The 13,237-nt window shown below is 70.5% G+C and carries 9 protein-coding genes; 2 read left to right on the top strand and 7 right to left on the bottom strand.

The features are described from left to right. Nucleotides 1-103: 103 nt before the first annotated feature. Together CP973_RS07250 and CP973_RS07255 are read right to left on the bottom strand one after the other, a co-directional pair. Nucleotides 104-505: a hypothetical protein gene (locus CP973_RS07250; RefSeq protein ID WP_167538282.1), complete on the bottom strand. Its 402-nt coding sequence runs from the start codon at nt 503-505 to the stop codon at nt 104-106. Nucleotides 506-721: 216 nt separating this feature from the next. Continuing rightward, the gene (locus tag CP973_RS07255) at nt 722-1,732 is read right to left on the bottom strand and encodes a LysR family transcriptional regulator (RefSeq protein ID WP_150238622.1); all 1,011 of its coding nucleotides are present in this window, start codon (nt 1,730-1,732) and stop codon (nt 722-724) included. Between the two features lie 401 nt (nt 1,733-2,133). On the opposite strand from CP973_RS07255, the gene CP973_RS07260 reads away from it, so the two are divergent. After that, complete coding sequence (locus CP973_RS07260) at nt 2,134-3,117, top strand: DMT family transporter (RefSeq protein ID WP_244409312.1); 984 nt, start codon at nt 2,134-2,136, stop codon at nt 3,115-3,117. A gap of 268 nt (nt 3,118-3,385) precedes the next feature. Beyond that, complete coding sequence (gene kdpB / locus CP973_RS07270) at nt 3,386-5,632, top strand: potassium-transporting ATPase subunit KdpB (RefSeq protein ID WP_425281942.1); 2,247 nt, start codon at nt 3,386-3,388, stop codon at nt 5,630-5,632. Between the two features lie 171 nt (nt 5,633-5,803). On the opposite strand, the gene CP973_RS07275 is transcribed toward kdpB, so the two are convergent. The 5 genes from CP973_RS07275 to CP973_RS07295 all read right to left on the bottom strand — a co-directional run bounded on the left by CP973_RS07275 (nt 5,804) and on the right by CP973_RS07295 (nt 13,047). Then, nucleotides 5,804-6,823: a nitroreductase/quinone reductase family protein gene (locus CP973_RS07275; protein ID WP_244409313.1), complete on the bottom strand. Its 1,020-nt coding sequence runs from the start codon at nt 6,821-6,823 to the stop codon at nt 5,804-5,806. Nucleotides 6,824-7,335: 512 nt separating this feature from the next. After that, nucleotides 7,336-9,081, bottom strand: a complete 1,746-nt coding sequence (locus CP973_RS07280) for an NAD-dependent malic enzyme (protein WP_150238624.1) — start codon at nt 9,079-9,081, stop codon at nt 7,336-7,338. 138 nt (nt 9,082-9,219) lie between these two features. Next, complete coding sequence (locus CP973_RS07285) at nt 9,220-9,825, bottom strand: TetR/AcrR family transcriptional regulator (protein WP_150243233.1); 606 nt, start codon at nt 9,823-9,825, stop codon at nt 9,220-9,222. A 179-nt stretch (nt 9,826-10,004) separates the two neighbouring features. After that, nucleotides 10,005-12,248: a YhgE/Pip domain-containing protein gene (locus tag CP973_RS07290; protein ID WP_150238625.1), complete on the bottom strand. Its 2,244-nt coding sequence runs from the start codon at nt 12,246-12,248 to the stop codon at nt 10,005-10,007. Continuing rightward, nucleotides 12,220-13,047 (bottom strand): ATP-binding cassette domain-containing protein, encoded by an 828-nt coding sequence (locus tag CP973_RS07295; RefSeq protein ID WP_150238627.1) that lies wholly within the window; start codon nt 13,045-13,047, stop codon nt 12,220-12,222. The genes CP973_RS07290 and CP973_RS07295 overlap by 29 nt, the downstream gene beginning before the upstream one ends. Nucleotides 13,048-13,237: the final 190 nt, after the last annotated feature.

Below are 13,237 nucleotides of genomic sequence, written 5' to 3' on the forward strand. Positions count from 1 at the left end.
GAGATGTTCATGCCAAAGTCTAGATGTTGCCAAGGGTCCGTACGAGGCCGGACAACGGTGCGACGCCGGAGGGCGGCAGCAGCCCTGTCAGGCTCCGCTGCCCTCACGACGTGCTGGGCCGATACCACCGGTGGTAGATCTTCACGGCCTCCTCCGGGGGATGGTTCGGCAGAAAGGTCACATCTCCGTTGATCTTGGAGATGGCCACGCTGCTACCGCCCGGATCGGCCGGTGGCGCCTGCGGGTCCGTCGGGGCCGGCCAGCTCGCGCGTACGAGGTAGCCGACGTCGAATTCGTGGACGAACAGACCGGCCGGGCCGCCGGGCGAACCGACCTCGGGGAAGTGGCGCCGGCCGATTTCCCGCGCTTCCTCCGGGGTGGACGGGATCGGTCGCGGCCCGTTGTCCGCCGGGCCCGCGTGCGGCGGGGGCGGAGGTGGCGGCGGGGGAGGGGGAGGTGTGGGCGACTGGCCGGAAACATGGCCCGGGATGTCGGAATCTGCCATGAATTGCCCCTCCTTAGGTGTTGGTTGTGCCGGTCACATGCTGGCGTTTGCGTCAGCAGTGGCCAACTTAACCCACGTCGCTTCCGTGCGTTCGGTTCTCGGCGGCGGTGAGGTTTGGGCTGTGTGGGGGATATGACTGAGCCGACGACGTGGAAGTCGGGGGCTCCAGGGGGCAGCGGACTCGGCGTATTCAACGGACTAGGCGGGCTAGGCGGACTAGGCGGGCTCGGCGGACTCGGCGGGCTGAGCGGGCTCGGCGGATTCAGCGGGCTCGGTGGCCGACTCGGGTCGCGGTGGTTCGGCGGGGGCGGGGTGGCCGAGATCCGGATCGCCGAGTCGGGCGGGTGCGTGCGTGAGGGCGTCCAGGCACGCGCGTACAGGCGGGGTTTCCGTACGCGGGCGCCAGGCCACCTGGACATCACGCCGGAGCGGTGGATCGGTCGGCAGAAATCGGACGCCGGGCGGGGCCTGGCGGCGGGCCGTGGCGGGGACGAGTGCGGCGGTCAGCCCGGCGGCCACCAGGGTGAGCTGGGTGACGTGGTCGCTGACGCTGTAGCGGAGGTCCGGCTCGACGCCGCAGGTACGCAGGGCCTGTACGAGCGCTTCGCGCGGCTCGGCCCCGGGCGGGCAGGCTGCCCACGGGACCCCGTCGAGGTCGGCGAGACGGAGGGCGGGACGGTCGCCGAGCGGGTGCGCCTCGTGGAGTGCCACTCGTGCTGCTTCCGTGACGAGCGTGCGTACGGCCACGCCTTCGGGCAGGTGCCGCGGCCGGTTCGACCAGTTCTCTATGAGGAGCAGGTCGAGGTCGCCGCGCAGGAGGGCGGGGAGCAGTTCGGCCACCTCGCCGTCGCGCACCGTCGGGGCCAGCCGAGGATGACGTGTGGTCAGTGTGGCCAACGTGGCGGGTAGCAAGGTGCGTATGGCGCTGCCGATGGCGCCTATTCGAAGCGGGCCGAGAACTTCGTCATTCAGGGCGGCGAGATCGTCCTCGGCCGCGGCCAGCTGGGACATGACCGCGGCCGCGTGTTCCGCGAGCACCCGACCGGCGTGGGTCAGCCGTACGCTGCGCCCCTCCGGCTCCGTGAGGCGGTGTCCGCACTCCCGTTCCAGCTTGCTCAGCTGCTGGCTCATGCCGGACGGCGTGATGTGCAGGGCCTGTGCAGCCCGAGCGATGGAACCGTGCGTGTCCACCGCGGCCAGGGCGCGCAGCCGTTCCAAGTTGATCATCAGGTCAGGCTAGCGACGGACCGGGCGGCGACGCATAAGCAGAATCACCGAATGGTGATGACAGATCGTCGCTTTTGTTCAGCGGTGGGGGTAGTCAGGGTGAAGGCATGATGCTGCGAGGGAACGAAAGGGAAGCCTGGCGCGAGGGGGAGACCCGGGACGCCCGGGACGGTGGAGACGCCCAGGGCAGCCGGGAACTCCGGGACGGTGAGGAAGCTCAGGACGGTGAGGAAGTCCACGACGACGGGCAAGCTTCGGGCGACGATCGAAGTGGGGCCGGTGGACACGGCGACGCTGGGCGTAGGGCTGGTGGAGGCGGTGACCCCCGGCGTAGGGCTGGTGGACGCGAAGATCCTCGACGTAAGGCCGACGGGAGCGGGGAGGCTCCGCGCGGAGGTGGCGTGCGCGGTGGGCATCCGTCCCGCGCCGGCGCCCGCGGAAAGCCCGTACTCATGGTGCTCGTCGGCAGCCTCTGCATCTCCGCTTCCGCCGTGTTCGTCAAGCTGTCCGGTACGAGCGCGGGCACGGCGGCGTTCTTCCGTTGCGCCATCGCGCTCCTGGTCCTGGTGCCGCTGGCGCTCGCGGAAAGGCGCACGGCCGGGCCGCGGGCCTGGCGTCTGCGGCGCCTGGACCTCGCGGCCGGGGTGCTGCTCGGCATCGATTACGTCTTCTGGGCAGCGGCGATCCACAGCGTGGGCGCGTCCATCGCCACCGTGGTCGTCAACATCCAGGTGGTGATCTTCCCGCTGCTGGCGCGTGTGTTCACCCGTACTCCCGTACCGCGACGCTTCGTTGTCGCGACGCCCGTCATGCTGCTGGGCGTGGCATTGGCCAGCGGAGCCGTCGGCGCTCCGGCGACGGGGAGCGCTCCGGTGGCCGGCGCAACGTTCGGCCTGGTCGCGGGTTTCGGGTACGCGGGTTACCTCTTCCTGATGCGGCTCGGCGGCGGCCAGGGCCATACGGTCGGCCCGGTGTGCACGTCCACCGCGGCGGCCGCGGGCGCCGCCGCGCTGCTCGGCGGGGCGTGGACCGGCATCGACTTCGCCCTCGACGCGCGCGCCTGGGGGTGGCTGACCACACTGGCACTCGTCGGGCAGGTACTGGCCTGGTTGGTGATGACGCCGGCGCTCCCGCGCCTGGCGCCCAACGTCGGCGCGGCACTGCTGCTCCTGCAACCGGTGATGGCCATCAGCCTGGGGATGGCGGTCGGTGAGCGGCCCACGGCGAGCCAGTTCGCGGGGTGCGTGCTGGTGGTCCTGGTGGTGTGGGGTGTGGGGCGTGGATCGAGGCGGCGGGCGCGCGGAGCGGAGCGTACGCCCGTACGGAAGCGGGGCGCGCGCAGCGTCTCGTACACCCGCCCGGGCGGTGGCGATGAGCGCGGCTGACGTCAAGGCCCCGTAAGACAGCCCGGATTGGGCGACAGAAAAGTGTCAGGGGCGCCCGGCGCGACGCGTAGGAACGGTTGAGTGGGCTCATCCACAGGAGAAGCACACCCACGTCTCTTCCCTCGGGGCCCTTCGCCGGGGCCCCTCACCACAGCGCTCTCAACCCTCAGCGCACCACCCTTCGGCGCCCCTTCCTTCAGTGCCCTTCCCTCAGTCCGCCTCCCTCCTTACCTCTCCCTCCCTGACCGCCGCCCCGAAAGCCCCCGAGATGCAGCCTCTGGCTCCGGACCAGCAGCAGAACGTCCCCGCCGCTCCCACGGACCCCGCCGCCCCCACCCACGGAAGCCCCCTTCACCAGGACCACCCCCATAGAACCCGCCGAACCCGCCGAACCCGCCGGACCCACCGCACCCGCCAGCCCCACCAAAACCACCCCCAGCCCCCCACTCCCGCCGGCCTGACCCCCACCCACCTAACCCCCGCCCACCTCCTCTCCTCCCTCCCGGACGCCCTCCGCAAGCTGCACCCGAAGACGCTCGTCCGTAACCCCGTCATGCTCGTCGTGGCCGCCGGCGCGCTGCTCACCACGCTCTCGGCCGTGCTCGACGCGAGCGTCTTCACCTGGACGATCAGCGTCTGGCTCTGGCTCACCGTCGTCTTCGCGAACCTGGCCGAAGCGGTCGCGGAAGGGCGCGGCAAGGCGCAGGCCGAAACGTTGCGGCGGACGCGCGGCGACACCGTCGCGCGCCGACTGCGCAGCTGGCGCGTGGGGATGGGGGAGTGGGAGTACGAGGAGGAGACGGTACCGGCGGCCGACCTTCAGCCGTACGACATCGTCGTCGTGGACGCGGGCGGGACGGTACCCGGCGACGGCGAAGTGGTGCAGGGCGCCGCGTCCGTCGACGAGTCGGCGATCACGGGCGAATCGGCCCCGGTCATCCGAGAGGCGGGCGGTGATCGCTCCGGGGTCACGGGCGGGACGACGGTGCTGTCCGACCGCATCGTCGTCCGCATCACCTCCCGCCCCGGCCGGACCTTCCTCGACCGCATGATCGCGCTCGTGGAGGGCACGACCCGGCAGAAGACCCCGAACGAGCTGGCACTGAACATCCTGCTTGCCGCGCTCACCGTCGTTTTCCTGCTGGCCGTGGTCTCGCTCCAGCCGATGGCCGGTTACGCGGGCGCCGCCCAGCCGCTGACCGTACTGGTCGCGCTGCTCGTCACCCTCATCCCGACGACCATCGGCGCGCTGCTGTCGGCGATCGGCATCGCCGGGATGGACCGGCTCGTCCAGCGCAACGTCCTGGCTTTGTCCGGCCGGGCCGTCGAGGCGGCCGGGGACGTGAACACGCTTCTCCTCGACAAGACCGGCACGATCACGTACGGCAACCGCCGCGCCGACTCCTTCGTACCGCTGGACGGCGTTCCGCACGCCCAGCTCGCCGACGCGGCCCAGCTCTCCTCCCTCGCCGACGAAACACCGGAGGGCCGGTCCATCGTGGCGCTGGCGCAGGAGAAATACGGGGTACGGGTCCGTACGGAGGGGGAGATGGGGGCCGCGCGCTGGGTGGCGTTCAGCGCGCAGACCCGGATGAGCGGGGTCGATCTGGCCTGGTCGGGCGGGTGTCTGGTACGTAAGGGCGCGGCCGGAGCGGTACGGGACTGGGTGACGCGGCTGGGCGGTCAGGTGCCGCCGGAGGCGGGCTGGATCGTGGACTCCATCGCGGCGGGCGGCGGTACGCCCCTGCTGGTGGCGGTCGCCGACCGGCACGGCGCACGGGTGCTCGGCGCCGTACACCTCAAGGACGTGGTCAAGGACGGCATCGCGCGCCGCTTCGCAGAACTGCGGGCCATGGGCATCAAGACGGTGATGGTCACCGGCGACAACCCGCTGACCGCCCGGTCCATCGCCGCGGAGGCCGGCGTGGACGACTACATCGCGGAGGCCACGCCCGAACAGAAGCTGGCGCGCATCCGGCAGGAACAGGAGGGCGGCAACCTCGTCGCGATGACGGGCGACGGGACGAACGACGCGCCCGCCCTCGCCCAGGCGGATGTGGGCGTGGCCATGAACACCGGCACCTCGGCGGCGAAAGAGGCCGGGAACATGGTGGACCTGGACTCCAACCCGACCAAACTCATCGAGATCGTCGCCGTCGGCAAACAGCTGCTGATCACGCGCGGTGCGCTGACGACTTTCTCCATCTGCAACGACGTGGCGAAGTACTTCGCGATCGTGCCCGCCATGTTCTCCGCCGTCTACCCGGGGCTCGGCGCGCTCAACATCATGGGCCTGCACAGCCCGACTTCGGCCATCGCGTCGGCCATCATCTTCAACGCGCTGATCATCGTGGCGCTGATCCCGCTGGCCCTGCGCGGCGTCCGCTACCAGCCGACCTCCGCGCACGCGCTGCTCCGCCGGAACCTGGGGCTGTACGGGGTGGGCGGGCTGATCGCTCCGTTCATCGGTATCAAGCTCATCGATTTGGTTCTTCAAGTGGTGCCGGGAATGTGACGGGGCCGGGCCGGACCGGACCGAGCGGGATCGGGCGGGGCCGGACCGAGCGGGATCGGGCGGGCGGACCGAGCAAGATCAGGCCGGGCCATACCAGGCCGGCCGTGCCGGGCCGGGGCAGTCGGGCCCCGGCCCGGCACAGCTCAACCGCATACGCCCACCCGGCGGGACCTACGCTTCCGATGCCGCCGACGGCTCCGATGCCGCCGATGGCTCTGATGCCGCCGATGGCTCTGACGCCACCGACGGCTCCGATGCCTCCGGCGCCACCGACGCCGGCGCCACCGGCGGCCAGGGAACCTCCGCCAGGGCCGGAAGCACCTGCTCCTCCTCATAGGCGAGATGCGCCAGCAACTCCTCGGACATCCGCTCCAATTCGGTGCGGAAGCGTTCCGGGTCGGTATTTCCGATATCCGCGAGCAGAGCGAGCAAGTCGTTCTGGATACGGGTGATCTTCCGGTGTTCCTCCCCCAGCCGGTCGAGCGCCGGGCGCAGTTCGGGGTGGTAGCGGCCCACGGCGGGAAACACATGCGCGTCCTCGCCGGTGTGGTGGAATTCCAGGCTCCGGCAGAACGCCAGGCAATGCTGCCGGATCTGGAGTCCGAGCCCCGGCGCCGGTGGTTCCCCCGGTCCCTGGTGCGCCGCCCGCGCCACCAGGTGGGCCTCGGCCTCGGCGCGTACGTGCCGCAACTGCGCGCGCAACCACGTATGCACCTGCACGAGTTTGCCGGCGAGCGTGGTGACCTCGTGCGGCACCTCGCCGTCCGCCTCCTCGTACTCCGGCTCGGCGGGCTCCAGCACCACGACCGGCAAGGTGCGCGTGGTCTTGGCCTGGTAGTCGGCGTACCCGGGGACGGCCCGTACCACCTGCGCGAACAGCCGGTCCCGGCGCTCGCCTTCAGCCGGCACCGCGATCGACTCGTACGTCTCGGTGCCCACCTCCACCCGTACCTGCGGGTGCGCGAGCAGGTTGTGGTACCAGTCGGGGTGGCGGGGCCCGCCGAGGTTGGAACCGACGACCAGCAGGAGGTCGCCGTCGCGGACGTATCCGAGGGGCACGGTGTACGGCTTGCCCGACTTCGCGCCGGTGGTGGTCAGCAGGAGCAGGTCACCGCCCTCGAACGGGCCGCCGACCTTCCCCGCATTGGCCCGGAACTCGTCGATGACCGATTGGTTGAAGGAATTGGGCATGCTGATATCGCTCTCCGTGAAGCGCCATCCGCGTGACCGGCCGCGAGGCGGCGCAGCCGTCGTCACCGCGGTAAAAGTGAAAGGAAAGAGGGAAGAGGCCAGAAGAGGCGGGAAGGGGCGTGGAGGCGCGTAGAGGTGCGAAGAGGTACGTGAAAGAGGCGCAAACTGTGCCGCAGCCGACCAGCAACTACCAAGGCCCGAAACGTTCGGAAAGCCCGCAACACTCGGAACAACCCTTGGAGCAACACGAGGAACGGCATACGGACGTGCCGATCACGCCCTGCCCGCTACGCCTGCCCGCCGCTGATGTCAGGCCAGGCCTGGGAAGTCCGCGAAATATGAACTCATGCGAAGTCCTTGAGGAAAGGTGTGTCGCCCGACTGCCGGCCGGCCCACTTCTCTTTGGCCGACGTCACGCGCACACGCGTTCTCATTAGACCCATTCGGCGATGGCTCCGTCAACCGGGATGGTTCCCTTAACCGGGATAGCTCCGTCAACCGGGACGGCTCCGTCAACCGGACGACCGCGCGGCTTCCCCGTACGCCGGCTGCCACATCGCGTCCTGCACCGCCTGTACGACGTCGTCGGGAGCCACGCGCGCCACACCTTCCCCGACGGCTGCCCGTACCACCGCCACCGCGACGGCCGCCGAAGAAGCGCGCAGATTCTCCACCCGCGGCAGCAGCGGCGCCCCGGGGCCGCCGCCTTCCACCTGACCCGCCACCGCTTCGGCGGCGGCCAGCAGCATGCCGGGTGTCAGCCGCTCGGCACGCGACACCACCACGCCCAGCCCCAGCCCCGGGTAGACGAGGGCGTTGTTGGCCTGGCCGATGACATGCCGTACGCCGTCGACCTCCACGGGTTCCACCGGGATGCCCGCCGTCGTCAGCGCCTTGCCGCCGGTCCAGCGCAGCAGGTCGGCGGGCATCGCCTCGATCTTCTCGGTGGGATTGGAAAGTGGGAAAATGACAGGCCTCTCGACGTGCTGTGCCATCTCCTCCACGACCTGCCGGGTGAAGGCACCGCGTACGGTCGAGGTGCCGATGAGGACGGTGGGGCGCACGTTCCGTACGGTCGTCAGCAGACCGATCCCCTGGTCCGCGGCACGGCCCGTATCCCCGCCTGACCCGCCTCCACCACTCTCCTCGTCACTCCCCTCGCCACTCTCATCCGCCTCACCGGCTGCCCAGCCCTCGACCTCGCTCTTGGGGCGGGCGTAACCACGCTGGTAGTCGCGCAGGTCGTCCATGTCGTCCAGCAGCAGGCCCGGACGGTCGACGAGCCAGAAGCGGCGGGTCGCCGCGTCCTCGTCCAGGCCGTCGCGGATCATCGCCTCGCGCAGCTGGTCGGCGATGCCCACACCGGCCGTACCGGCCCCGAACACCACGACGCGCTGCTCCCCGAACCGCGCCCCGGTGACGTCCAGCGCCGACCGGACGGCCGCGAGCGTGATCGCGCCGGTGCCCTGCATGTCGTCGTTGAACATCCGGTACCGCTCGCCGTACCGCTCCAGGAAACGCCGGGCGTTGCCCGCGCCGAAGTCCTCGAAGTGCAGCAGCGCGTCCGGGTACAGCGTCGATACCGTGTCCAGGTACGCGGCGACGAATGCGTCGTAGCGTTCACCGCGCGCCCGGCTGTGCCGTACGCCCAGATACAGCGGATCGTTGAGCAGCGTCTCGTTGTCCGTGCCGACGTCGAGGACCACCGCCAGGCAGCGCGCCGGATCGATGCCCGCGGCGGCCGTGTAGACCGCCAGCTTGCCCACGGAGATCTGGATGCCGTGCACGCCCCAGTCGCCGATGCCGAGGATCTGCTCGGCGTCCGTGACCACCACCAGGTCCACCTCGTCCGGCCCGAGCTCCAGCTCCTCGAACGAGCGCCGCAGGTCCCGCGGCCGGTCGATGGACAGGAAGACGCCGCGCGGACGCCGGTACTCGTGGCTGTACGTCTTGATCGCCTCGCCCACGGTCGGGTCGTAGACGATGGGCAGCAGCTCGGTCAGGTGATCGGTGAGCAGCCGGTAGTACAGGACCTCGTTACGGTCGTGCAGCTGCTCCAGGTTGATGTACGCGGCCAGGTCGTCGGGCTGACGCCGCAACTGTTCGTACGCGCGCCGCGCCTGCTGGTCCAGAGTGAGCACCGCGTCGGGAAGTCGGCCGACGAGGCCGAGGCGGTCGCGTTCCGCGGCGGTGAAGGCCGTTCCGCGATTGGTCAGCGGATCGCTCATCACCGACGGCAGCCGCGGTTGTCTGCCCATACGCCCGCACGTCCCTTCCCGTCAGCGCCCCCGTTACGTGTCTCCCCGTTTCCTCGCCAGTCTCGCGCGAGAGCCCCGCCCCCGCATCCGGTGGATACGGGAACGGGGCTCTGACCAGCGCTTACGCGGGCGGCGGCGTTAGTTCGGCAGCATGGGGCTGACCCGGCCCTGGAGCAGACGGGACAGGGAGGCGTGCACGTCCTCCACCGAACGGTGCGGCTGGAACGACAGCCAGTCCAGCGCCGCCACCAGCACCATGCCGAGCAGCGCGGACGCCGTCAGGGGGATGTCGAGTTCCTCGGTCAGTTCGCCGACGGCGACGGCGTCCCGCAGTACGGACTCGACGACGGCGACCGCCCGGCCCCGTACGGACTGGAGCGTCGGCTGCCAGACCCGGTTCGTACGCCACAGCTCGGCCACGTACAGCTGGGTCAGGGAGGGTGAGCCGGCGATGAAGTCCAGCCCGGCCCGGATCATCGCGTCCAGCGCGTCGACCCGGGTGCCGCCTTCCGCGCGTACGGCCCGGTCGGCGGCCTCCTGGAGGGAGGTGGCGAGCAGGTCGACGCCGTCCCGCAGAAGCTCCTCGTAGAGGACGTTCTTGCTGGCGAAGTTGTAGTAGACGGTGCCCTTGGCGACACCGGCGCGCTCGGCGATCTCGTCCACCGTGGTGGCGGAGAAGCCCTGTTCGGCGATGAGCGTGACCGCCGCGTCGAACAGCTTGCGCCGGGTGGCGCCGCGGCGCAGACCGGTACCGGAAGCGGAAGCGGAAGCGGAAGCGGAAGCGGAAGCGGAGGCGTGCGCGGTGCCGCGGGGCCCGGAGGCCGCCCCGTGCGCCCCGTGGTCGGCTTCGCGCGCCCCGGGGCCGGGGACGGCGCCGCTGGTGGCGCCGCCCCCGTGCCGGCGGGAGTGCCCGGTTCGCACGCTCACAGGCTCAGTTCCGGGTGCAGGTCCTTCATCCGTACGACCTGCCGGCTGCGCGCGGTCAGCGCGGTGAGCGCCAGCGCGCCCACCGTGAACGCGGCCAGGACGATGGAGCCCTGCCACACGATCCCGAGGTCACCGCCCGTGATGAGCCGGCGCAGGCCGTCCACCACGTAACTCATCGGCAGGAACGGGTGGATCGCGCCGAAGAAGCCGGGGCTGGTCTGCACCGGATACGTACCGCCCGCCGACGTCAGCTGGAGCATCAGCACGACCAGCGTCAGGACGCGGCCCGCCGGGCCGAACTGCGCGCCGAAGAACTGGATGATCGCGGTGAACGCGGCCGTCGCCAGCAGCAGGAAGCCGATGGTGGCCCCCGCGCGCTCCATCTCCAGGCCGAGGCCCCAGTGCAGGACGGCCATCAGGGCCAGCACCTGCACGACGCCGATGGCGAAGGCCGGCAGCCAGGAACCCAGCGCGATCCGCCAGCCCGGCGCCCCCGCGGCGAGCGCCCGCTTGCCGAGCGGCGCGAGCAGCATGTACGCGACCATCGCGCCGACCCACAGGGACAGCGGAATGAAGTACGGGGCGAGCCCGGTGCCGTAGTTCGGCGCCTTGTGCATCGACTTCGAGGCCAGCTCGACCGGGTTGGACATGACGTCGGTACGGGCGTCGCGGTCCTTCTTGTCGTAGTCGGGGATCTGCGCGACACCGCTGTCCAGCTTGCCGGCGAGCTGGTTGGAGCCGTCCTTGAGCTTGTAGATGCCGCCGCTGAGCTTGTCGATGCCGTCCTTGGCGGAGCCGACACCCTCGTGGACCTTGCCCGCGCCGTCGGCGACCTTGCCCGCGCCGTCGGTGAGCTTCTGGCTGCCGTCGGCGAGCTTCCCGGTCCCGTCGGCGAGCTTCCCGGAGCCGTTGGCCAGCGTGCCGATGCCGTCGGCGAACTGACCGGCGCCCTGGGAGACCTTCTTCGCACCGGCGTTGAGCGCGTTGATCTGCTGGATGGCCGCGTCCGCGTTGGTGGCGATTCCAGGAGCCTTCTGCGCGACCAGGGTCGCCCCCTGGTGGAGGTCGCGCAGTTTGTCGCGGAGGTGCTGGAGGTCCGTCCTGGCGATGATGTCGTTGACCTTCTCCGCCGCGTCGGCGCCTGCGGCGCTACCGGCCGCCAGGCCCTTCAGCCGGGCGCAGTCCGCGCCCGATCCGGCGCCGCCGCACTGCTCCCGGTACAGGGCCGCGGCCTCGTCGGCGTTCTTCCGCGCCTGCGTGGCGGCCTTGGCCGAGTTGCCCGGCAGCTTGCCGAGGTCGTCGTAGAGCGCCTGGCTGAGGTCGGCCACGAACTTCGCCTTGTCGCCGATCTCCTTGCCGTGCTCCTTGAGGAAAGGCAGGTCCTTCTTGGCGATGCCGTTGACCTTGTCGGCGAGCTGCTGCGTGCCGTCGGCCACCTGGCCGGCGCCGGCGCTGAGCTGCTGAGCCTTCGACCTGGCCGTGGTGAGGCCCTGGTTCAGGGTCCCGGCACCCTTGTTCACGTCCCCGACGCCCTTGCTCAGCTCGCCGGCCTTGTCGTGCAGCGTGCCCGCGCCCTTGCTGACGTCACCTGAACCCTTGTCCAGCTTGCCCAGGCCGTCGGACAGGTCGTCCGACCCCTTCTTGGCGTCGCCCAGGCCCTTGTCGATCTTGCCGGCCCCGTCCGCGGCCTGCTGCGTCTTGTCGTGCAGATCCGAGAACGACACGAAGATCTTGTCGAAGAACTCCCGCGACGACTTCGCCGAGGTCTTCGCGCGGATCTCCGAGAAGATCGTCTTGGAGATCGAGCCGACGATGTAGTTGTTCGCGTCGTTCGTACGGACCTGGAGCGCGCCCGTCTCCGGGTGGTCACCGGAGCTGGAGGCGATCCGCTCGCTGAAGTCCTTCGGGACGGTCAGGGAGAGGTAGTACGTACCGTTCTCGACGCCCTTCGCGGCGTCGGAGGCGCTGACCTCCTCCCAGTTGAACGTGTTGCTGTCCTTGACGTTCTTGACGAGTTCGTCGCCCGCCTGGATCTTCTTGCCACCGGCGGTGGCGCCCTCGTCGTCGTTGACGAGCGCGACCGGGATCTTGTCCAGGTTCGCGTACGGGTCCCAGAACGAGCACAGGTACAGCGCGCCGTACAGCAGCGGGATCAGCATCAGGGCGACGAGGCCCAGCCGGGGGAGCTTGCCCCTGCCGAAGCGCTTGAGCTCAAGCGCGGCGAGCTTCGGCGATCGCATGGGCTGCTTCCTCCTCGTTGGTGTCGGTCGTACCGGCCTGGCCGGTGGTCGAAGTGGTGGGGGTCGCGGCGGCGGGCGCCTGGGCGTCGGGCTTCGCGGCCGCCGGCGCCGTACGGACGACGATCGCGTCGCCGGGAGCGGTGCTGGCCGCGGCCACCACCGTCGTACCGTTCAGCGCCAGGTCCCGCAGCATCTGCCACACCTGGGAACGCTCGTCCGCGGACAGTTTGAGGTCGACGTCGTCGATGGCCACCAGGCGCGGGCCGTGCATGACGGCCAGCGCGACGGACAGCCGCAGCGCCTCGATGCGCTCCATGTCGCGTACCGCCGTACGCAGTCCCTTCGGCAGCGTCGTGGGGTCGAGGCCGACGGCCGCCAGCGCGGCGTCGACGCGTGCCCGTGTCGCTTCCTTGTAGCGGCGGCCCCACGGCAGCCGGGCGCCCAGCGAGCCGGCCACCCGGTGGCCCAACAGGGCCTGTTCCTCCAGGTGTTCCCCCGCGGTGAGGGCCGGTTCCAGGTCGGCGACTCCGGGGACGTGCGCGATGGCGGTCAGGCGGCGCACCGTTCCCATGCGCTTGGGGAGGGGGAAGCCGGCGACCGTGGCGTGGCCCTCGGCGAGCTGCATGCGGCCGGTGAGCGCCAGCAGGAGACAGGTGCGGCCGGAGCCCGACGGGCCCTCGACGGCGATCAGTGAACCCGGTTCCGCGGTGATGTGGACGTCTCTGAACGCCCACCCCCGTGGGCCCTTCACTCCGATTCCCCTGGCGTTGACCGCCGCCCCCTGGCGGGTGGTGTCCACGGCCCCTCCTTTGATCTGACTGGTCAGTCTAAAAGTGTGCCGCATGGACGGGCCTATTGACCAATCGGCACACGATCCTGTGAACTCCGTCATGTGGCGGGTGGGGCGCCCTGGCGCTTTTGGGGCGTTTGTTGGTGATGTTCTCGGTGTGGTCCGTGGTGCTGTGCGTCCGGTCCGCGCCGTGAGGACA

The sequence above is a fragment of the Streptomyces albofaciens JCM 4342 genome (assembly GCF_008634025.1).
GTDB lineage: Bacteria > Actinomycetota > Actinomycetes > Streptomycetales > Streptomycetaceae > Streptomyces > Streptomyces albofaciens.

Excerpts from the sequence above, each read along its gene's own strand:
- CP973_RS07250 (WP_167538282.1), bottom strand. The coding sequence starts at position 505 with ATGGCAGATTCCGACATCCCGGGCCATGTTTCCGGCCAGTCGCCCACA.
- CP973_RS07280 (WP_150238624.1), bottom strand. The coding sequence starts at position 9,081 with ATGGGCAGACAACCGCGGCTGCCGTCGGTGATGAGCGATCCGCTGACC.
- CP973_RS07255 (WP_150238622.1), bottom strand. The coding sequence starts at position 1,732 with ATGATCAACTTGGAACGGCTGCGCGCCCTGGCCGCGGTGGACACGCAC.
- kdpB (WP_425281942.1), top strand. The coding sequence starts at position 3,386 with ATGCAGCCTCTGGCTCCGGACCAGCAGCAGAACGTCCCCGCCGCTCCC.
- CP973_RS07290 (WP_150238625.1), bottom strand. The coding sequence starts at position 12,248 with ATGCGATCGCCGAAGCTCGCCGCGCTTGAGCTCAAGCGCTTCGGCAGG.
- CP973_RS07275 (WP_244409313.1), bottom strand. The coding sequence starts at position 6,823 with ATGCCCAATTCCTTCAACCAATCGGTCATCGACGAGTTCCGGGCCAAT.